Origin of the sequence: Methylobacterium tardum (genome assembly GCF_023546765.1) — a bacterium.
Classification (GTDB): domain Bacteria; phylum Pseudomonadota; class Alphaproteobacteria; order Rhizobiales; family Beijerinckiaceae; genus Methylobacterium; species Methylobacterium tardum.
Genome location: NZ_CP097484.1, coordinates 3,936,534 through 3,956,408, shown reverse-complemented (window position 1 = coordinate 3,956,408; position 19,875 = coordinate 3,936,534). Strand labels below are relative to the sequence as shown.

20 protein-coding genes and 2 pseudogenes are annotated in these 19,875 nt (G+C 67.0%); 12 read left to right on the top strand and 10 right to left on the bottom strand.

The features are described from left to right. Positions 1 to 30 precede the first annotated feature (30 nt). A complete protein-coding gene (hemA, locus tag M6G65_RS18925) occupies positions 31 to 1,257 on the bottom strand; it encodes a 5-aminolevulinate synthase (protein ID WP_238196175.1) in 1,227 nt (408 codons plus the stop codon). Between the two features lie 102 nt (positions 1,258 to 1,359). Next, the gene (locus M6G65_RS18920; protein ID WP_238196176.1) at positions 1,360 to 1,764 is read right to left on the bottom strand and encodes a DUF983 domain-containing protein; all 405 of its coding nucleotides are present in this window, start codon (positions 1,762 to 1,764) and stop codon (positions 1,360 to 1,362) included. Between the two features lie 193 nt (positions 1,765 to 1,957). Between M6G65_RS18920 and M6G65_RS18915 the strand changes: the two genes are divergently transcribed. The 4 genes and pseudogenes from M6G65_RS18915 to M6G65_RS18900 all read left to right on the top strand — a co-directional run. Then, the gene (locus tag M6G65_RS18915) at positions 1,958 to 3,349 is read left to right on the top strand and encodes an aminotransferase-like domain-containing protein (RefSeq protein ID WP_238196189.1); all 1,392 of its coding nucleotides are present in this window, start codon (positions 1,958 to 1,960) and stop codon (positions 3,347 to 3,349) included. 1 nt (position 3,350) lies between these two features. Then, on the top strand, positions 3,351 to 4,370 hold the full coding sequence (tehA, locus tag M6G65_RS18910; protein ID WP_283214842.1) for a dicarboxylate transporter/tellurite-resistance protein TehA: 1,020 nt from the start codon (positions 3,351 to 3,353) through the stop codon (positions 4,368 to 4,370). Between the two features lie 183 nt (positions 4,371 to 4,553). Further along, complete coding sequence (locus tag M6G65_RS18905) at positions 4,554 to 4,910, top strand: c-type cytochrome (protein ID WP_347710501.1); 357 nt, start codon at positions 4,554 to 4,556, stop codon at positions 4,908 to 4,910. 191 nt (positions 4,911 to 5,101) lie between these two features. Beyond that, a pseudogene (locus M6G65_RS18900) lies at positions 5,102 to 5,756 on the top strand (IS630 family transposase); the annotation flags it as partial. Between the two features lie 476 nt (positions 5,757 to 6,232). Here M6G65_RS18900 and M6G65_RS18895 read toward each other — a convergent pair. Next, entirely contained in the window at positions 6,233 to 7,051 is an 819-nt protein-coding gene (locus M6G65_RS18895) for a Crp/Fnr family transcriptional regulator (protein ID WP_250102712.1), read from the bottom strand. A gap of 680 nt (positions 7,052 to 7,731) precedes the next feature. On the opposite strand from M6G65_RS18895, the gene M6G65_RS18890 reads away from it, so the two are divergent. The 3 genes and pseudogenes from M6G65_RS18890 (at position 7,732) to M6G65_RS18880 (ending at position 10,746) form a co-directional block, all read left to right on the top strand. After that, positions 7,732 to 8,931: an IS256 family transposase gene (locus M6G65_RS18890; RefSeq protein WP_238200371.1), complete on the top strand. Its 1,200-nt coding sequence runs from the start codon at positions 7,732 to 7,734 to the stop codon at positions 8,929 to 8,931. A 528-nt stretch (positions 8,932 to 9,459) separates the two neighbouring features. Continuing rightward, positions 9,460 to 10,121, top strand: a pseudogene (locus M6G65_RS18885) (ribonuclease H family protein). Positions 10,122 to 10,455: 334 nt separating this feature from the next. After that, positions 10,456 to 10,746, top strand: coding sequence for a hypothetical protein (locus M6G65_RS18880; protein ID WP_238199210.1), 291 nt, complete (start codon positions 10,456 to 10,458; stop codon positions 10,744 to 10,746). 103 nt (positions 10,747 to 10,849) lie between these two features. Here the strand turns inward: M6G65_RS18880 and M6G65_RS18875 are convergent, their stop codons facing one another. Next, positions 10,850 to 11,806 (bottom strand): alginate O-acetyltransferase AlgX-related protein, encoded by a 957-nt coding sequence (locus M6G65_RS18875; protein WP_238199211.1) that lies wholly within the window; start codon positions 11,804 to 11,806, stop codon positions 10,850 to 10,852. A gap of 231 nt (positions 11,807 to 12,037) precedes the next feature. Here M6G65_RS18875 and M6G65_RS18870 point away from each other — a divergent pair, with 231 nt between their 5' ends. After that, positions 12,038 to 12,217 carry a hypothetical protein gene (locus tag M6G65_RS18870; protein ID WP_238199212.1) on the top strand — a complete coding sequence of 60 codons (180 nt, stop codon included), beginning with the start codon at positions 12,038 to 12,040 and terminating at the stop codon, positions 12,215 to 12,217. A 33-nt stretch (positions 12,218 to 12,250) separates the two neighbouring features. Here the strand turns inward: M6G65_RS18870 and M6G65_RS18865 are convergent, their stop codons facing one another. After that, positions 12,251 to 12,526 (bottom strand): PilZ domain-containing protein, encoded by a 276-nt coding sequence (locus M6G65_RS18865; protein WP_250102711.1) that lies wholly within the window; start codon positions 12,524 to 12,526, stop codon positions 12,251 to 12,253. A gap of 267 nt (positions 12,527 to 12,793) precedes the next feature. Between M6G65_RS18865 and M6G65_RS18860 the strand changes: the two genes are divergently transcribed. Next, complete coding sequence (locus M6G65_RS18860) at positions 12,794 to 13,828, top strand: hypothetical protein (protein ID WP_238199214.1); 1,035 nt, start codon at positions 12,794 to 12,796, stop codon at positions 13,826 to 13,828. 13 nt (positions 13,829 to 13,841) lie between these two features. Here the strand turns inward: M6G65_RS18860 and M6G65_RS18855 are convergent, their stop codons facing one another. Together M6G65_RS18855 and M6G65_RS18850 are read right to left on the bottom strand one after the other, a co-directional pair. Continuing rightward, positions 13,842 to 14,183 carry a hypothetical protein gene (locus tag M6G65_RS18855; protein ID WP_238199215.1) on the bottom strand — a complete coding sequence of 114 codons (342 nt, stop codon included), beginning with the start codon at positions 14,181 to 14,183 and terminating at the stop codon, positions 13,842 to 13,844. Positions 14,184 to 14,254: 71 nt separating this feature from the next. Next, entirely contained in the window at positions 14,255 to 15,118 is an 864-nt protein-coding gene (locus tag M6G65_RS18850) for a formyltransferase family protein (RefSeq protein WP_238199216.1), read from the bottom strand. 111 nt (positions 15,119 to 15,229) lie between these two features. Between M6G65_RS18850 and M6G65_RS18845 the strand changes: the two genes are divergently transcribed. Both M6G65_RS18845 and M6G65_RS18840 read left to right on the top strand, forming a co-directional pair. Continuing rightward, positions 15,230 to 15,394 (top strand): hypothetical protein, encoded by a 165-nt coding sequence (locus M6G65_RS18845; RefSeq protein WP_238199217.1) that lies wholly within the window; start codon positions 15,230 to 15,232, stop codon positions 15,392 to 15,394. Positions 15,395 to 15,398: 4 nt separating this feature from the next. Continuing rightward, a complete protein-coding gene (locus tag M6G65_RS18840; RefSeq protein WP_238199218.1) occupies positions 15,399 to 17,003 on the top strand; it encodes a cryptochrome/photolyase family protein in 1,605 nt (534 codons plus the stop codon). A 29-nt stretch (positions 17,004 to 17,032) separates the two neighbouring features. Here the strand turns inward: M6G65_RS18840 and bcsS are convergent, their stop codons facing one another. Next, positions 17,033 to 17,620 carry a cellulose biosynthesis protein BcsS gene (gene bcsS / locus M6G65_RS18835; protein WP_238199220.1) on the bottom strand — a complete coding sequence of 196 codons (588 nt, stop codon included), beginning with the start codon at positions 17,618 to 17,620 and terminating at the stop codon, positions 17,033 to 17,035. A gap of 407 nt (positions 17,621 to 18,027) precedes the next feature. Between bcsS and M6G65_RS18830 the strand changes: the two genes are divergently transcribed. Then, the gene (locus M6G65_RS18830; protein ID WP_192707800.1) at positions 18,028 to 18,594 is read left to right on the top strand and encodes an exopolysaccharide biosynthesis protein; all 567 of its coding nucleotides are present in this window, start codon (positions 18,028 to 18,030) and stop codon (positions 18,592 to 18,594) included. Positions 18,595 to 18,601: 7 nt separating this feature from the next. Here M6G65_RS18830 and ldtR read toward each other — a convergent pair whose 3' ends face one another. Both ldtR and M6G65_RS18820 read right to left on the bottom strand, forming a co-directional pair. Next, a complete protein-coding gene (gene ldtR / locus M6G65_RS18825) occupies positions 18,602 to 19,114 on the bottom strand; it encodes a transcriptional regulator LdtR (RefSeq protein WP_250102710.1) in 513 nt (170 codons plus the stop codon). Positions 19,115 to 19,274: 160 nt separating this feature from the next. Beyond that, positions 19,275 to 19,733: a DUF6163 family protein gene (locus M6G65_RS18820; RefSeq protein WP_373323883.1), complete on the bottom strand. Its 459-nt coding sequence runs from the start codon at positions 19,731 to 19,733 to the stop codon at positions 19,275 to 19,277. Positions 19,734 to 19,875: the final 142 nt, after the last annotated feature.

Here is a 19,875-nt window from a genome sequence, read left to right as displayed (position 1 = left end):
CTGTGATCGGCTGCGGGGCGTGTTCGCCGCTCAGGCAGCCAGCGAGACCTCGCCCCAGCCGAGGCGCGAGCGGGTTTCGACGAGCGCTCCTACGAGCGTTCGCATGTGCTCCTCGGTGTGGAGCGGCGTCGGCGTGATCCGAAGCCGCTCGCCACCGCGTCGCACGGTCGGGTAATTGATTGGCTGAACGTAGATGCCGTGCCGGTCCAGCAGCTCCTCGCTGATCCGCCGGCACAGGTGGGCGTCGCCGACCATCACGGGCAGGATGTGGCTCTGGCTGGGCAGGACCGGCAGGTCGGCCTTGCGTAGCATCGCCATCAGGGTCGCCGCGGCCCGCTGCTGCGCCGTCCGCTCCGCCTGGCTCTCCCTGAGATGCCGCACGGCGGCCCGCGCGCCGGCAGCCAGGTGCGGACACAGGGCGGTTGTGAAGATGAAGCCGGCCGCGTGGCTGCGGATGACGTCGACGACCGTGGACGGGCCGGCGACGTAGCCGCCCATGACGCCGAAGGCCTTTCCGAGCGTCGCCTCGATCAGGGTGACGCGATGGGCGACGCCCTCGCGCTCCGCGATGCCGGCGCCGTGCTGGCCGTACATCCCGACTGCGTGGACCTCGTCGAGGTAGGTGAGCGCACCGTGGCGCTCCGCGACGTCGCAGATCTCGGCGATGGGCGCCACGTCGCCGTCCATGCTGTAGACGCTCTCGAACGCCACGACCTTGGGCCGGTCGGGACCGAACTGCGCAAGCAGCCTGTCGAGCGCGGCGACGTCGTTGTGCGGAAAGACCGCCTTCGCGGCGCCTGAGCGGCGGATACCCTCGATCATCGAGTTGTGGTTGCCGGCGTCCGACAGGATGACGCTGCCCGGCAGCACCTGGCCGAGGACGCTCAGCGCCGCCAGGTTCGAGACATAGCCCGACGTGAACAGGAGAGCGGCCTCCTTCCCGTGCAGCTCCGCCAAGTCCCGCTCCAGCAGCACGTGCTCGTGGGCGGTACCGGAGATGTTGCGGGTGCCGCCCGCACCGGCGCCGTAGCGGTCGAGGGCCTCGTGCATGGCGCCGAGGACCTCGGGGCTGTGTCCCATCCCGAGATAGTCGTTGCTGCACCAGACCGTAACCGGCCGACGGCTGCCGTCCGGATGCCTCCAGACAGCCGTCGGGAAGCTCCCGACATTCCGCTCAAGCTCGATGAACGTCCGATAGCGGCCGTCCTCGCGCAGCTTCTGGAGGGAGGCTTCGAACACGTCGGAATAGGGGAGCATCGTCCCGGTCCTCGTCAGGTCGGATCGAGTCGCGGCAGACCCGAGGTGGCTCATGCCGCCGACGCGCGTGCGCTCGGGCTCGCGCATGGGGGAGCGGCGCGGTCAGTTCCTGGACGTGGGACTGACGCCAGGCGCCTTCTGGACCGCAAAGCGGCCCTCCTCGGCCCTGTTGATGTACTGGCTGGCAATGAAGAGCCCCTTCAGCGGCCGAATGATCGGTACGCAGGCCAACAGGAGCAGCGGCAGCGTCACGACCGCGTGAACCCAGAGCGGCGGGTCGTAGGCGAGCTCCAGCCAGATCCCGAAGGCGGTGACCGGGAAAGCCATCGTCATCATGATGAAGAAGGCGGGACCGTCGGCCGGGTCAGCGAAGCTGTAGTCGAGGCCGCACGCCTCGCAACGCGGCTTCAGGGTGATGAAGCCGTCGAACAGACGCCCCTGGCCGCAGCGCGGGCAGCGGCACCGCAGGCCGACTGACAGGAGGGATTGATCAATCGTCCTTTGCATCGTCCACGTTCCTGACCCGCTCGCCAATTCCGGCGGCATGGGGTTCGCCTTGCGCGCATCGAATGTATGGCTTACATATCCATACATTCGCGGTGAAAGCTTGCTGCTTCAGCGGCGCCTTTTCAGGCAAAGCCGTCTTTCGCGTTGCCTGTATGATGGATGTATGCATACACCAATGCGAAATGAGGGGTCAATGATGGAATCCTGGAACCCGACAATTGCGGGCGATGCAGGGCCAAAGTACCTCGCCATCGTGAAGGCGCTGGCTGAGGACATCCGCGCCGGACGGCTCCCGCCGGGCGTGCGCCTTCCGCCGCAGCGCGCTCTGGCCAAGCACCTCAACGTCGATCTCACCACGGTCACGCGCGCCTTCAACGAGGCGCGAAGGACCGGCTTGATTGATGCCACCGCCGGACGGGGCAGCTTCGTTCGCGGCGCCGCACCACCGGCCCCCGAGGTGCGCAGGCCGGACCCGTCCGGGAGCGTCGACTTCAGCATGAACATGCCGCCGCAACCGGTCGCGGCGCGTCTGGCCAGCCGTATGGAGGCAGGCCTCTCTCGGCTTGCCGGTTCGCCGGGCTTCCTGGATCGGATGCAGTACCAAGACAGCGCCGGGAACTTGGCCGACCGCGCCGCGGCGGCACAGTGGCTGGGCCAGCGGCTCGGGCCCCTTCCGGTGCAGCGGGTTCTCGTGGCGGGTGGTGCCCAGGTGGTGCTCGCCGCCGTGCTCGCAGCCCTCCTCAAGCCGGGCGATGCACTCTGCGTCCCGTCGCTCACCTACCCCGGGCTGCGCATGGCCGCCGAGCGCCGCGGCATTCGCCTCGTGCCGGTGGTCTGCGACGAAGAGGGGCTCGACCCGGACGCCTTCCTTGAAAGTTGCAAGTCCGAGCGGCCGCGGGCCCTGTACTTGGTCCCGACGCTCGACAACCCGACGACCGCGACATTGCCGAAGGCACGACGTGGGCGGATCGCCGAGGTCGCCCGCTTGCACGGTGTCGCGATCATCGAGGACGACGCCTACGGCGCGCTGCCACCCGACGCCCCGGCTCCCATCGCCGCCCTCGCCGCTGATATCACTTGGCACATCGCGACGCTGTCCAAGTGCGTCAGCCCGGGCCTGCGCATCGCATACGTCGCGGTACCGGGAACGAACGAGGCGGTGCGGCTCGCCGCCGAGTTGCGTGCCATCAACATGATGGCCTCGCCGCTCGCGGCCGCTCTCGCCTCGCAGTGGATTGCGGACGGCGAGCTCGATGCGGTCGTCGCGGCCATCCGACAGGAGAACGGCCTCCGGCAGGCGGTCGCACGCGAGGCCCTGCGGGATCTCGATTTCCGCGCGCAGTCCTGCGGGCACCACCTCTGGCTCCGGCTTCCCGAGCCGTGGCGGCGCGGCGAGTTCGGGGCGCATGCGCATCAACTCGGGCTTTCGGTCATCCTGAGCGACACCTTTGCAATCGGGCCCGCTCCGGAAGCCATCCGCGTCTCCCTGGGCGCCGCGCCCGACGCCGAGACCTTACGGTACGGTCTGAGCCTACTGGCGACGCTGCTGTCGCATCCGCCCGGCGCGATCTCCACGGTCGTCTGACATGGCGGATCGCGCAAGCGCATCCGGAGAGCGGGCAGCCCCCGCCCGGCCTCGCGTTGAACGCGCCTGGCTTCGCCGAACCAGGGTCCCGGCCACCTTCTTCGGCATGGTCCTGGGGCTCTGCGGCCTGGGCAACGGCTGGCGCGCCATGGCTCGCCTCGGACTGGCACCCGCCTGGGTCGGCGAGGCGCTCTCGCTCGTCGGCGTGGCGGTCTGGTCGGCGTGGCTGGTCTTCTACGCGGCGCGGTGGCTGAACGACCGGGATACGGTGCTGTTCGAGGCGCGCGACCCGACGTCCTCGTTCTTCGCCTCCCTGGCCCCCGTCGCCACGATGATCGCCAGCGTCGGCCTCGCGCCGCACTGGCCGAGCACCGCGTGGGCGATGGCATCGGCGGGACTTGTCGGGGCGACCCTCTTCGCCGTCTGGGGTGTGGGAGGCCTCTGGATGGGCGACCGCGCGTTCGAGGCGACGACGCCGATCCTCTACATGCCCACGGTCGGAGGGGGCTTCGTGGCGGCCATCACCTGCGCCACGTTCGGCATGAAGGAACTCGGCCTGCTCTATTTCGGGGCCGGCCTGCTGTCGTGGCTGACGCTGGAATCGGTCATCGTCCATAGACTGATCCTGCAGACCCTTCCCGTGCCGCTGCGCGCCTCGCTCGGGCTGCACCTCGCGCCGCCCGCGGTGGCCTGCGTCGCCTACCTGGCGGTCACGGACGGGCCGCCCGACCGGCTCGCCCAAATCCTGTTCGGCTACGCCCTGCTGCATGCCCTGGTCATGGTGCGGCTGGTACCGTGGCTGCGGCAGCAGCCGTTCTCGCCGGCGGCCTGGGCGTACACGTTCGGCGTCTCGGCCCTGCCGCTCTCCGCGTTGCGCCTGACCGAACGTGGCCTGGACGGGCCGAACGCTTCGCTCGCGGTCCCGCTGTTCGCCGCGGCGAACCTGATCATCGGCTGGATCGCGCTTAGGACGTTGGGCCTGCTGCTGCGCGGCAAGCTCTTGCCGGTCCGACCTTTCTGAAGGCGGACGCATGTCGACGATTGGCGTCGCTTCACATGATTGAACGGGAGACGCGCCTTGTCCGTCTTCCCCCTCGGCTTGCGCACCGTGCTGCTCGCGCTGGCCCTTCTCGTCACGGCCTGCTCGGATGACGGCCAGGAGCGGCGGCGTTCCCTGGGCGACTCTCCGAGCTTCGACGACTTCATGCGGGTGGCCGATGCGGGTCGGGGCGCCCGCTTGTTCGGCCAGTGCGCCGCCTGTCACACGGTCAGGATGGGAGCCGGCGACCGAAACGGTCCCGGTCTCTCTGACGTGGTTGGCAAGCCCCTCGCGAGCAACAGTCGACGCTTCGGCTACACGGGGGCTCTCCGCTCCGCAGGAGGCGTCTGGACGCCCGAGAGATTGGACGCTTGGCTGGCCGCCCCTGCGACGTTTGCACCGGGCACAAGCATGAGCTTCCGAGGGCTTCAGGACCCGCTCGACCGGGCGGATGTCATCGCATACCTGCAGACGCAGTCTGTTGATGGACCCAGCACGACGGTACCCCCATCGCAGCCGTAATCATCTTCTTCAGGTTCTCATGTATTCCCACTTCCGCGTCGCTAGGGCCGAGGTTCCTCTCGTTTCATCACGCCACTCAGCGCCTCGTTCAGCCTTCATTTTAACGATCGCAACTCCACTTTTCGTCTCTAAGCGGAACTAAGAATGATTGAAAATAGGCACTCGCACGAGATCATCTGAGACGGTTGCCTGATCCGCACGAGGCGTTCCTGCGCGGCCTGATCGACGAGAAGGTCGACATCACTTTGGATGAGATGCGCGCGCGCTTCGGGACGAGCACGATCTGACTGTCGGGCTCGGCACTCTGTGAAGCTTCCTCGACGCACGTGACCTCACCGACAAAAAGTCAGCTCACGCCGCAGAGCAAGATCGCCCGGACGTGAGGGCTGCGCGCGAGGTCTGGTTCGAGGGTCAACCGGATCTCAATCCTGAGCGTCTCGTGTTCCTCGGACGAGACCTGAACCTCAACCAACATGGCCCGCCGGCTCGGACGGTCTTCCCGCGGCGAGCGGCTGTGCTCGTTCGTGCCACACGGTCATTGGAAGACGACGCTGGTGGCGGGATTGCACCTGTCCAGGATCGCCGCGCCCAATGTGCGCGATGGGCCGATCAACCGCGATGCCTTCCAGACTTAAGTCGAGCGCGTGCTCGTACCCGAACTCGTTCCCGAGGACATCATCGTCATGGACAACCTCGGCAGCCACAAGGGTCTGGCCGTGCAAGCCGCCATAGAGGCGGCCGGCGCACGGCTGTTGTTCCTCCCGCCCTACAGCCCCGACCTCAACCCCATCGAGATGGCATTCTCAAAGCTGAAGGCACTGCTGCGCAAAGCTGCCGAACGGCTCCGAAAGAGCTTCAAAAGGGCGCTCCATCATCTTTCATCGCTAACAATGACGACATTCTGCTGTAACTAGGATGAAGAATGGTTTGCAAATTGCAGGACGCGGCCTAGCTGCTGAGCCAGGCGTCGTCTGGAGCAGTGATCCGGCTCGCGCAGTATCGGTGCTGAAGGCCCGTCGGGTATCCAATGCTCATTGCGATATTGCTGTTTATCTCTGGATTATATATCGCTTATTCGCTGCAGGCAAAGCACCTCGTGGTTTCTTCTGTTTCTATTTTGATGTTCTGTGTTGTAATATTCTCGCTGTCGCATGGCATGGGTGTGGAGCAAGCTCTTATTACGGTGGGGTACTTGTCCGCTCACCAATCCGGATATCTCGTCGGCTCGTATTTTACCGATCCTGACAACTGAGATTGCGCCGGAATTCTACAATGTCTTCGGATCGTATCGGAGATGATCTTTTCGGCGCGCTTCATCGAGCTTATCGCCTGACCTGGCCCGTCATGTCCGGCAATTTTCCAACGGGTGCGGGGTTTTCATCCGAGCCAGAAAGAAGAAGGTAGCTGGCATCAAACCTGGCGAAGTTCTCCAATCGCTTGACGTCCGGAACGCTTATATATCGTCGGCCGCTCTCGATTAAGCCGTCTTTCCGAAGGTCTGCGAGAACGCGGTAGATGTGAACGTTCGAGAGCCCGGCCGTATCCGCCAGTTCAGGCTGTGTCAGCGGCAGATGATAATTCGGCTCGAAACCGAGACCTACCGCACGCAACCGGGCGAGAAGTTCGCAGATGATGTGGGCAACCTGCTTGTCGGCGGACCGACGCCCGATCCCAACAAGCCATTCTTGTAAGACCGCTTCATCGACCAGGATCGAACGCCATAGGGCGCGATAGATATTCGGCCGCGTCGCGGCAAGTTCTTTGATCTTCTGGTAAGGCAGCGCGGCGATCGAGCAGGGAGTCAGTGTAGCAACCGAGTGGATCGCACGATTGAGAATCGAAGCGTGCAGATCGCAGCCGTCCCCGGGTACCAGGTAAGCGACGATCGAACGGCCGCCGTCAGGTACGAGTTTGTAGCGGCAGGCGAACCCGTCGAGAATGACGTAGGCGGCGTCCGGACACTCGCCTTCGAGGATCAGATCCTGACCGGCTTCCACCTGAGAGACGCTGCACAAAGCCTGTCGCAGCGCCGACACGTCGCCGACATCGAGATGCGCTCGCGATGCCAATTTCCGGATGAAAGGATTTGACATCTGCCTGTTGCGCACCCGGGCTTCGTGCGTGCCGATGGAGCAATCCATGCACGACGATTGGTCGTTGCCCGTGCGTGTAGCAGATTTTCAGCGCAGGCCTGAAACGGCTCGGTAGCCGACAATCGGTGCCAAGCCGAAGGCGGAAGGTGCTCCAACAAATGGTACGCAGCCGACGCTGCGATCGTTTCGCCTTCTGGGGGCTGTCCGATCCAGACCGAAGCGAGCCTCGCACATGATCGCGGCTCTTTTTTTCGCTACCAGAGCCAAATCACTCGGCCGCTAATCTTATAAATGACAAACCAAATCCCTGCCGCAACGACAATCGATCCTAAGACAATGGCCAAGTGCGGCCGCTTGCGGATCTCCAGGTGACTGCTGGAGACGTGTTGATCCATCCCGATCCTCTTTCCATCCTGCCGGTGCACCCCGGCTCAGACGCGCACTGACTGAGGCCGCCGACCCCTGAGAGCTGCGGATTGGCGCTGGCGCGGCGACTTAACAACAGCCCGCTTGGCCGCTGTCCTCATCAAATGGAGGGTTGGCTCGGGCGTATTCGGCGCCGAGTCGGGTCGTGTCCCTGGAGGTGGTGTAGCTCGCCGGTAGCGGGAGAGCCCGCCTGCGCGCCCTTGACAGCGCTGTAGCAGGCGGGATCTCTCGCGGGGTGGTCATCGGCGGTTGCCAGGTAGGGTGGGGTTGCGAGCACCAACCTCGAACCCGAGAGACCCCCGATGACCGACGAGATGATGGCCCTGCGCGGGCTGATGGAGAAGAGCGCCGACACAGATCTTCTGCGCGAGATGATCGGCTTTGCGGCCAAACGCCTGATGGAGCTGGAGGTCGGTGGCCTGACCGGCGCGGCCCACGGCGAAAAGAGCGCCGAGCGGCTGGTCCAACGCAACGGCTACCGTGACCGGGATTGGCAGACGCGTGCCGGCACGGTCGAGCTGCGCATTCCGAAGCTGCGCAAGGGCAGCTACTTTCCGGGCTTCCTGGAGCCTCGACGCATGGCCGAGAAGGCGCTCACGGCTGTGATCCAGGAGGCCTATATCCAGGGCATCTCAACCCGCTCGGTCGATGATCTCGTCCAAGCCATGGGTGGCACGGGTGTGTCGAAGAGCCAGGTCAGCCGGCTCTGCCAGGAGATCGACGAGCGCGTGGGCGCGTTCCTCGACCGGCCGATCGAGGGCGAGTGGCCCTACCTCTGGATCGATGCGACCTACGTGAAGGTGCGCCAGGACGGCCGCATCGTCTCGGTAGCGGTGATCGTGGCGGTGGGCGTCAACGGCGACGGCCGTCGCGAGGTGCTGGGCATGGATGTCGGTCCCTCCGAAGCCGAGACGTTCTGGACGGACTTTCTCCGCAAGCTGGCGCGCCGCGGCCTGCGCGGGGTCAAGCTGGTCATCTCGGACGCGCACGAGGGCATCAAGGCGTCGGTGGCCAAGGTAATGAACGCCACCTGGCAGCGTTGCCGTGTCCACTTCATGCGCAACGTGCTCGCCCATGCCGGACGCAGCGGGCGGCGTGTCGTCTCGGCCTTCATCGCCACGGCATTTGCCCAGGACGACGCCGAGGCGGCCCGTCAGCAGTGGCGGCGCGTGGCTGATCAGCTCCGGCCGAAGGTCCCCAAGCTCGCCGCCCTGATGGACGAGGCTGAGCCGGACGTGCTGGCCTATATGGGCTTCCCCACCCAGCATCGGGTCAAGCTGCACTCCACAAACCCGCTGGAGCGCCTGAACGGTGAGATCAAACGCCGGACCGAGGTGGTCGGCATCTTCCCCAACGAGGCGGCCATCACGCGCCTCGTCGGCGCGATCCTGCTGGAACAGAACGACGAGTGGGCCGTCCAGCGCTCCCGCTACATCACCCTGGAAAGCATCGCGCCAATCGGCGATGATCCTCTCGTCAGCCTGCCCACCCTGGCAGCCTGATCAATCCGGCCCAGGCCGGTGATCGTGGTGGCCACGCCGAAGCTACACCACGCTATGGGACACGACCCCGAGTCGCGCTGAGGAGCGCTTCCGCTTACCGAAGATTCCGGGCTCGGCGTGTTGCGCTCCGGTCCGAAGATTCGCGCACGAAGCACCCTTCGGAAAGCCCTTTGACCCGCCGTCGCAAAATCATCCGCACCAGGCATCCGCTGTCACTCGATCGATCAAGCCGGAAGCGGACACCTCCACGGTCCGGGGGAGGGGAAGCAGCACCACGCATTGCCACGCCGACCGGGTTTCGACTCAAGCCCTGCGGGGAGCCTCACGGTCAGGAGCAGCAGATTGGCGACACCCGCGTCTTACCGACCCGCCCCATGCCTGCTGCGTGTCATCGGCGGTCGATCGGCTGCGCGGCGCGCCGCCCTCCAGCGGCACCGGGCCGGGGTTAGGGATACCATCTGTCAGCCAATTTCGGGCATCGATGGCGGCCTCCCATCGACCACCCCACACGGAAGGGCCGACGCCACGATGCGAACGATCGTTTATGCCGATGGAGGTTGCGACCCGAACCCCGGTCCAGGCGGTTGGGGGTCGTCATTGCGGCCCCGGATGGCACGGTCGAACTGTGCGGCGGGGAGCCCGGCACCACGACCAACAACCGCATGGAGCTGACGGCCGCGATCAAGGGCCTCGAGCATTTCCCGGCCGGGGCCGCCATCGAGATGCGGTGCGACAGCCAGTACGTCGTCAAATCGGTGACCGAATGGATGCGCGGCTGGAAGGCGAAAGGCTGGCGCACGACGACGGGTGAGGTGAAGAACATCGACCTCATGAAGCGCCTCGACGAACTCAATGCTGCGCGCGACGTGAAATGGACCTGGGTCCGGGGGCATGCCGGCGACCGTCTGAATGAGCGCGCCGACGCTCTCGTCCACCGGGGCCGTCGCGAAGCCAAGCTCGGCAAGCTCGAGTCGCGCAACAGTGCCGCGCCCCTCCCTGCGCCTGCCGCGGCGCCAGCGTCGCCGAGCCAGAAAGCCGAGCTGCGCATCGATCTGGCGCTCGGCCTTCAGGTCACGCGGGCCGCGAAGGCGGCGGGGGTCACGCCCGACGCCCTCGCCGAGGATGCGATCCGCCTTTACCTGGAGATCGGGCCGAGCGAGGTCGCTCGCCTGCGGTCGAGCCGAGGATAGTGGATGCGGCCGGGTGCGGCGACGCTTGGTCGCCGGCTCGACCCCATTTTGCGCCACGCGTTCGCCGCGCGGACACCGGAAGGTCCGCCCTTTTGGCAAGCCGCGGCCAATCCGGGCGGTCTCCCTGACGGGCTGCTCCGGATGGGAAGCGGTCGTCCCGAATCTGGTCGCAAGCGGACAGTGGCGACCAGTTCGGCCGGCGGATGAAGCGCCAACTCGGATCCGTTGGCACGAGCGCGCCAAATGGCGCAGGCGCCGGAGCCATCCCGGAAAGATCGGAACCCATCAACACCTTTGGCATTGGTCGTCCAACGCAACAGCGAAGGAGACATCGATGCGGAAGCTCGCTCTCATCTCCGCCCTGGCTCTGTCGGTCGGAGCGATCGGCGCCACCGGCGCCCAGGCGCAGGGTTATGGATACGGCGGCTACGGCGGCCACCATGGTGGATACGGCCGGGGCTACGACCGCGGCTACGGCGGCCATCGCGACTTCGGCTACCGGCGTCACCGCGGCCTCTCGACGGGTGCCGCGATCGGCCTCGGTATCGCGGGCGCGGCGGCTGGTGCGGCCGCCGCAGGGGCCTACGACCGCGGCGGTCCGGGCTATTACGGCCGGGGCTACTGAGGAGCCTCACGGCTGCGAAATTTCTGGACCCCTGCCGCGCCTGCGCGGCGGGGGTCTTTCGTTTCGCGGGTAGCCCCTACACGGTCTCGACGGGACGGATGGCCTAGCGCAACCAGCCTTGGATCCGCGCGCGTAGGGTCGGCCGCACCGCCCGGCGCGCGCGCGCCTCCGCGAAGGCATCGATGCGGATCCGGTCCGTCGGGACCTGCCGCAGGAAACGATCCGCGATCTCGAAGATCAGAACGTCCGGCCGGACCGCCTCGACATAGGCCCAGTCGATATTGGCCGACCAGATCGCGTGAACCTCCGCGAAGGTCTCCGCCAGCATCGCGGTCAGGCGCGCGCCCGGGCTGTAGATGTAAGAGTCGCCGAACAGGACGACGCGACGCGGATCGGGCGCTTGGGGGTTGGTCAGCACGACGCGTGATCCGACGAACAAGCCGCGCAGCCGGACAGCCTGACCCGTCTCGCGGACCCGGACCAGCGCGTTCGCTTCGGTCCGTTCCGCGCGGCGCGGGAAATCGTAGGCGACGTACTCTTCGTCGATCGGCGGCGTCAGCTTCTCGCCGAGATCGAACGTGAAGCGCTCCAGCTGGCTTGAGCCCGCGAAGACGTGCTCTGCGACCGGTGCGTCGAGCGCCTCGCAGAGGGCGCGATAGGCGGTGAGATAGCCGCGATAGGTCCAGTGCGTGTCCGTCCGAAGATAGACCGGCTCCTCGGCGCGCGCCGCGGACAAGGGGGCCAGCAGGTCTACCATCACGGCCGCACTGTCTCGAGCAACCAAGCGGCCGAGGCGGACGCCCGGTGGATCGTCGAGACCGGGAAACGGACGGCCGAGCCGGTCGGGATAGACGGCGAGCTTGTCGGGCACGACCGTGTGCACGTGGCGGATGCCGAGCTTGTCCAGACGGCGAGCGCGCCGGGCGATGAGGCGGGCCCAGCGTCCGAGGATCCGACGCGACGCCGCTGTGTCGCCGTAGAAGGTCTCGACCTCACGAGCGCGCCCGACCCAGTACAGCCAGCCCTCATGCCCGACGGCGACGCCGTTGCCGCTCTTCATGAAAGGTCCGCCCCTCCTGTCGTGCCGGCGATGCCCCCGCCGGACAAGTCGCGCACCCGCCTCGACGGAACCGGTCCGGATTGCAAGCCCGCCGGTGCCTGAGGCCGGGCAGAGGCTGCCCGCGATGTTTTTCGCCCACGCCGCCGCCGTTCGGTGAAACCTTATGGGCTGCTTCGGGGTACTTCGATCAGGCGCAACGTTCTGCGCGGCGTTTGGAAGAGGCGGCGGCCGATGTCCGCGCTTGTGACCTTTGTCGGCTGCAGCCTCGTGCTTGCGGGTTTCGCGGCGGAGAAGTTCGCCGAGCACCGCTGGCTCGCCGCCAGCCATCCCGCGCCCCTCGACACCTTCGCGGTTCTCGCACTGACGCTGCCTGCCGCCGGGCTCACGCTGATGGCCGCCTTGGCAGCCTGAGGTCGGCTGCATCGCCCATCAGACCTGTCCGAGTCAGAATCGGACGCCGGCGCTCTGCCCTTCGCGCCACACCAACGTGACCGCGTAGCGCATCTCGGCGCCAGTGAGCACGAGATCGAAGGTGGGCGCCAGCACGACGGCCTGCGCGCCCAGGAACTCGAGCATCGCACCGTCGTCCGAAATGTTCTTGACCCGGCAGGCGGATCTCGAACCGTCGGGATGCTGGACGAAGGCCAGCAGGGCGGTCGGCTTCCGCTCGGTCGCGCGCCGCTCGGCGAAATTTTGGCTCGGCTTTGCAGTTCGGTACATCGGCGATGTCCCTGCGCAGGTGGGCCGAGATGGCAATATCCGGAATATTCTTCTGATTTCGCTAAGAAATCATTGACGATCAATTCGGATCGAAATCCGCCGACCTTCCGGGCTTCGTTCTGCGCGGATGACCGGGCGCCTTCGGGACAGGCATCGAGATCCGGCGATGTCCATGGCCATGGCCGAGGGCAGGGCGCTGCCTATCTGGACGCGGGCACCTTCGCCGGTTCGATCCCGAGGGGCGCCAAACGAAGGTCGGATCCGATCATGCGCACTTGCTCCGGTGCTACTCTCCTGTCGCTGCTTTTGGCCGGAACCCTGATGGCTCCGCAGGGCTCGGCGATCGCCGAGATGCCTGCTCAGCCGCAGACACCGGCTGCAGCGCCGGCGTGGCCACCGAACTTCTCCCGCAACGTCCAGGGGACCGGTCTGCCCGGGATCGACGGCGGCCACGTCTTCCTGTGGAACCGGCCGCAGGGCTTCGATCCGGTGTCCACCCTGCGGGTCGACCGGCACGTGCCGGAGGGATCCGGTGAGGCAACCCACACCTACAAGGCGATCTGGGCGCTCGGCTCGTCAGGTCCCAACAATGCCGGCTACGAGTGGACGATCACCGGAGAGCTGCACAATCGCGCCCTCGCCAGTACGGGCGCGCAGAACGTCGCGGTGAACGGGACGATCTTCAAGGAGGCGAACGGGCTGGGGCCGGTGGGGCCATCCTGGGCCGGCAACTTCAACTGCGTGGACACGACCGACGAGCCCGATCCGGTTGCCTCCTGCATCGGCGCCGAGGTCGACGTCTCGGCACAGTCGCCGACCACCGACCGCAACCGCCAGCGCGTCGGTCTTCAGATTTCGACCGGCGGGGTGCCGGGTGCCCATACCGGGTACGGGATCCTGATGGGCAATCTCACCGGCTCGGTGACCGACCGGGGCTTCTCGTTCCAGGGCGAGGGCACCTACGGCATCGGCATCGATGCCGCCGCTGGTCGTTTCACCGGCCCGGCGATTCTGCTCGGCTCCGGCCAGTCGATCGGCCTCGACGGGAACCGGGACGGTGGCTTCTCGCGCAGCCTCGGCTTCGACGGGCGCGATCTCGTCTACGGCCTGGGCGGCGCGCCGGTGTTCCGGGTCAGCGATACCGGACAGGTCGAGGCAGCCAGCGTTCGCGAGGCGATGCCGCGGCCGCCGCAGAGCAGCAGCGCACCCTGCAATCCCGGCGAACACGCCTGGGACGCCGCCTACGAATATCGCTGCGTCGCCCCGAACCGCTGGAAGCGGGCGACGCTCAGCGACTGGTAGAAGCGCGGGGACGTCAGCGGTCGAGGATGCGCACCACGGCGCGGGTGGCGGGATCGACCACCACGATCTTGTCGCCCGGCGCCACGAAGTAGCCGAAGCGGCGCAGGCGCGGATTCGGAGCGTCCGTGAAGGGTGCAAGTTCAACATCGGCCGGCACGATGCTGCCGGGTCGCAGCGGAATCGAGCCGACGATCGGCCCGGGCCCGACCGGGCGGCGCACGATGTAGTCGCGGACGATGACGTCGTCGTCCGGCCCGAAATCGTCCGGCGCCACGATCACGGCCTGGGCGAAGGCCGAGCTGGTGAACAGGGCGGCGAAGCCGAGGGACGCGGCGGGGCTTGCGCGTGTGGACATGGCGATCTCCGTGACCTTCGAGGCAGCCTGAAACCCGCGCGGCCGCCGATCGGTTCCCGGAACGGTCCCGGTCAGCGGCCGATCTGGCCGGCCTCCGCCAGGGGGACCGGTGACCAGCGGGTGATCTGCACGTAGCCGTCGAGTGCCGCCACAACCACGTGCCGGCGATGGCGGTGGACGACCGAGCCGGGCGTGTGCCCGTGACGCTCGCGCCAGCCATGGGCCTCGGCGACGAACACCCGCGCATCGCCGAGGCGCGCGATGGTCTCAACGGTGCCGAACGCGCGCACGCGCCGAAGAACGGCATCCACCTCCTGACGGAAATCGAGCGTGCGGTCCGCATCCGTGGCACGGGGCCAGTAGGAACCATCGCCCTGCGGCTCGGCCCGGCGCCAGCGATTGGGGAGGTCGCGACCGAGAGGCCCCGCGGCGAGGCGCCGGGCCGCCATCTGGCATTTCGCCAGCAAGGTCTCGTGGTTCTCCTGCCGGCTCAACGGGAAGATCTCCTGAGCCAGGATATCGCCGGTGTCGAAACCGTCGGCGAGCACATGCGCCGTGACGCCCCAGGTCTCGTACTGGTCGAGCACGGCCCGGAAGAGCGGGTAGGGACCGCGCCCAGTCGGCAAGGGCGAGGGATGGAAGTTGAGGCCGTAGCCGAGGCGGCCGCGCCAACCCCGCACCAGCCAGGGATAGCCGGCGACGACGAGCGCGCAATCCTTGCCGTGCTCAGCCTGAAGCGCCGCGATGTCGGTCTCGCGGATGCGCGAGAGCTGGATCGGCAGGCGCAGCGATCGGGCGCGGGCGACGATCACCTCGTTGTGGTCGTAGATCCCGTCGCAGGGCCTCGTGAACAGCTTCACCGGCGTCCAGCCGGCATCCAGGAGCCCCTCGAAGACGCCACCCAAGAAGTCGATGCCGGCAAACGCGAACTTCATGCTTCCCGCCTGCGACCTTGTGCACGTGGAGGGCGCGGTCCCGGCCGCCTGCCCGAGGGCGCCATCGGCCTTACCTTGATCGCGACGGAATGGGTAGCAGGAGGGCTCCGCGTGCGGCGGGTGATGATCTTCGGCGGGACGGGCGGAATCGGCCGCGCGGCGGCGCGAGCACTGTGGGCTCGCAGGTATGCCCTGCCTCTGGCCGCCCGGAATCCCGCGCCCCTGTCGACCGCCGCCGCTGATTGCGACGAAACGACGTTCAACGCCAAGGGCTGAGGCGATGCCGGCAAGAGCGGACCCGCCGCGCCCGGCCCGGTCGACGCTGCGTCTCGTCCTCGGCGACCAGCTCACCCGGCTCGTGTCCAGTATCGTGGACATCGACCCCGAGCACGACGTCGTCCTGATGGTCGAGGTGCGGGACGAGGCGACCTACGTCCGCCACCACAAGCAGAAGATCGCCTTCCTGTTCGCCGCCATGCGCCACTTCGCGGCCGAACTGGAGGCCGAGGGGATCACGGTCGATTACGTGCGGCTGACCGAGCCCGGTAATTCCGGCAGCTTCACCGGCGAGCTGGAGCGCGCGGTCGCGCGGCATCGCCCGCAGCGGGTCGTGGTCACCGAGCCCGGCGAGTGGCGCGTCTGGGAGATGATGCAGGACTGGCGCGAAATCCTGCCGGTGCCGCTGGAGATCCGGTCCGACAACCGCTTCCTGTGCCCGCGCGAGGATTTCGCTCGCTGGGCCGAGGGCCGGCACCACCTGCGCATGGAGACCTTCTACCGCGGCATGCGGCGCCGGACCGGCCTGCTCATGGATGGTGCCGAACCCGCCGGCGGCCGCTGGAACTTCGATCCCGACAACCGGAAGCGCCTGCCGAAGACGCATCGTCCGCCGGACCGGATCGGCTTTCAGCCGGATTCGCTGACGCGCGACGTCATCGCTCTCGTGGAGCAGGAGTTCGGCGACCATTTCGGCGACCTGGCCGGCTTCTCCTGGCCGGTCACGCGAACCGACGCGCTCGCCGCGCTCAGGCATTTCATCGCCGTGTGCCTGCCGACCTTCGGCGACTACCAGGACGCGATGAAGACCGGCGCACCCTTCCTCTATCACGCGCTGCTGTCGCCGGCCCTCAATGCCGGTCTGCTCACCGCGGAGGAGATCTGCTGGGCCGCCGAGCGAGCCTATCGCGACGGGGTTGCACCGCTGAACTGCGTCGAGGGCTTCATCCGGCAGATCCTTGGCTGGCGCGAATACGTGCGCGGCGTCTACTGGGCGCGGATGCCCGGTTACCGTGAGACCAATGCGCTTCAGGCCGGCCGCGCCCTGCCGTGGTTCTACTGGTCGGGCGAGACCAAGCTCAACTGCATCGCGCAGGTCGTTTCGGACACCCGCGCCCACGCCTACGCGCACCATATCCAGCGCCTCATGGTCACCGGCAACTTTGCCCTGATCGCCGGGCTCGATCCGGCGCAGGTGGAGGCGTGGTACCTGATCGTCTTCGCCGACGCCTATGAATGGGTCGAGCTGCCCAACGTGCACGGCATGGTGCTCTGGGCCGACGGCGGCGTGATGGGCTCGAAGCCCTACGCGGCTTCGGGCGCCTATATCGACCGGATGTCGGACTATTGTGCGGCCTGCGCGTACGACGTGAAGGTCAAGTCCGGGCCGGACGCCTGCCCGTTCAACTATCTGTACTGGAACTTCCTGATCGAGAACGAGGAGCGGTTGGCCGGCAATCAGCGGATGATCATGCCGTATCGAACCCTGCGCGGTCTGGGCGACAAGCGCCGCGCGGAGATCCGGCGCGACGCGGCCTCTTTCCTGGAGGCCTTGAGCAGCGAGCCCGCCGCGCTTCACCAGGGCGACCACACGGCGAGCGCCACATAAGGACCGGGTCCGCGCCGGCCGGTCTCGGATTACAGGCCCGCCGACACCCGGAAGCTGTAGCGGCCCAGGGCGAAATCCGTGCCGTGTAGGCCGAGATTCCATTTGCGATAGCCCGTGCCGTCTGCGTAGGCGGCCACCTCCGGGCCAAGATACGTGTCCCAGAGGCGGCAACCCCAGGCGAGGCGCGCCCAGACGCTGTCATGTGCCGAGCCCGCCACCGCACTCGCCTGCACGAGCGTGGCCGTCGTCGGCCGTGCCCAGATCTCGCCCTGCAGGCGAAGACCGAGATGCGGTTCCAGCGCGGACAGGCCGCGACCGTCGAGCACCATCTCCCGAACGCCCTCAGGACCGGCGTAGGCAGCAACGACGCCCCAATCGAAGAACCACTGGTAGCCGACGACCAAGGCGGCGCTCGCCGTATAGCGCTGACGTGCCGCGGTGGATCCGCGCTCGTCGCGATGTCCGCCGCCGAGACTTGCGAGCGCGACGAAACCGTCCTGATCGCGCGCGCCCCACGCCGCCTTTGCCCCGAGGGTCAGGAAGGTCGCCGCGCTCGCATCGAGGCTGCCGAACAGGAGGGTGTCGATCTCCCCAGCGGAAGTCGCGCGTGGATGCATCGCAAAACCCAGAGCAACTATGACGGCGATGCCGGGAAATTTACGTCCTATCGCCGAATTGCGCGGCATCGCACGATTCTGCCCCCGGACTTCGAGCCAGAAAGCTAAGACGATGCCGGGACCATCTGCAGGTCTTATTTTGGGAGATCCCCTGCAAACATCGCGCGTCTGCACAGGATCTGAGGCAAACGTTGGAGAGGTCGGGCGCGATGCTTGAAATTACTTGAGATTTACCTAGGCGTCTATCGGCATCCTGAGGTGGGTCGCCGCTGCCCGGCAAGGGCCGGCGCGCTGTCGCGAATCTGCCGTGCTTGGCGTGCCAAAGGTTCTCGGCTAGAGCCCCCGGCTGGAAAGCGAAGGTTGGCGGATCCTTGACCTCCGGTGCACGCACGTCGGACGTTCTCACGGTGCTGGCAAGCCAGGAGGGCGAGCGCCTCACCGTGGGCGACATCGTTGCGGTCCTGCGGGATCGCGCCTTCGCGCTGCTGGTCGTGCTGCTCGGCTTGCCGAACTGCCTGCCGATGCCGCCGCCGATCCCGCTGATCTGTGGCCTGCTTCTGCTGCTCGTGGCGATTCAGATCGCGGCCGGCATGTCGGCGCCCTGGCTGCCGCGCATGCTGCTCGGCCGCTCCATCGCCCTCGCCGACGTGCGGCGCGCGGTCACCCGGGCGGTGCCGATCCTGCGGCGGCTGGAGCGCTGGTCACGGCCGCGCGTGAGCGTCTTCGAGACCGCGCTCGGCATGCGCGGCATGGGGATCGTCCTGCTGGCCCTGGCGCTGGCGCTGATCGTGGCCGCGCCCATCGTGGGACAGATCCCGCTGGGTCTCGCCGTCTGCCTCGTTGGTCTCGGCCTCGTCGAGCGCGACGGGGTCGTGGTCATGGGCGGCCTCGTAATCGGCCTGTTCGGGGTCGCCATCAATGCCGGGTTCGCCTACGCGGTGATCGCAGGGATCCTCGGGCTCCTCAACCTCTGACGGTCCGTCAGAGGCGGTAGCGGATCTGGTCGGTCCAGAAGCGCTCGAGGCGGCCCAGCGCCTGGTTCAGCCGGCCGAAATCGTCGTCCGAGATGCCGCCGATCGGCGCGATCGTGCGGGCATGCTTGTCGTAGAGCCCCTGGATGATCTCGTGCACCTGACGACCCTTGTCGGTCAGGCTGATCCGGACCGAGCGGCGATCGGTCTTCGAGCGGGCGTGGTGCAGGTAGCCGGCCTCGGCGAGCTTCTTGACGTTGTAGGAGACGTTGGAACCCAGATAGTAGCCCTTGGTCCGCAGCTCGCTCGCGGTCAGCTCCTTGTCGCCGATGTTGTAGAGGAGCAGCGCCTGGACGCTGTTGACGTCCTCGCGGCCGCGGCGCTCGAACTCGTCCTTGATCACGTCGAGCAACCGGCGGTGAAGCCGCTCCACGAGGTGGAGTGCCTCCAGGTAGGAGCCTTTCGCGGACGACGCCTCTTCCGGGGCCTCGATCTTCGCGACTCGGGCGCTCTGGGTCTTCATCTCTGCCTCGCCATCTGATGCTGCCACTCCGTACAATGCGGGGCGGCTGATGTTGGTGAAGCTAGGGCTCGGGAATGAAAGGCGATTTAAGCGACAGGATGAATTCGCGATTTACTCTTCGAGGTAAAGACAAACTGAAGCGAAGATCAGAACATTTCGTTCACCGTGCTTCCTGGGCGGCGAGCCAGGAGAGCAGGAAGTACAACGTCACCACGCTGGCCCCGAATACGAGCAGGGGGACCGGTAGCGGTAGAAGTTGCGGTGTCAGAACCGCCAGCGTCATGGCCGACGTCACGGCGAGCAGCCAGATCACGCCGCCCCAGGCGCTGGTGAGCCACAGCCCGATCGCCGCCGCGGCGTCGACCACCGCGAAATAGACGATCGCCGCCTGCCGGCCGAAGGGCTCGACCTCGAACGGCCGCGCGCCGGGAAGCACGTCGAGGATCGTTGCCCAGGCCAGGATGCTTTTCAGAAGCCATGCGAGCGCCGTGATGCGCATGAACCAGATGAGCACCGTGTCCCACGTGCCGGGCGTCGGCCCCTGAGCGCGCTCGATCCGGTCGGTCGGGATCTCGCCGGGCCGGGGCGCCTTGCGCCGGATCGGAAGGTAGCCGGGCACTAGGACGCGCTCGCGGGTGCGGAGAGCCGGTTCATGTTCGGGGACAGGATCCTGGTCGATCGGTGAGGGATGCGCCGGGTTGAAGCGGTTCCGTCGCGCTGCGTCAACGGTCGGGTTTCGCCCTGTCCGCCCCCTATGCTAG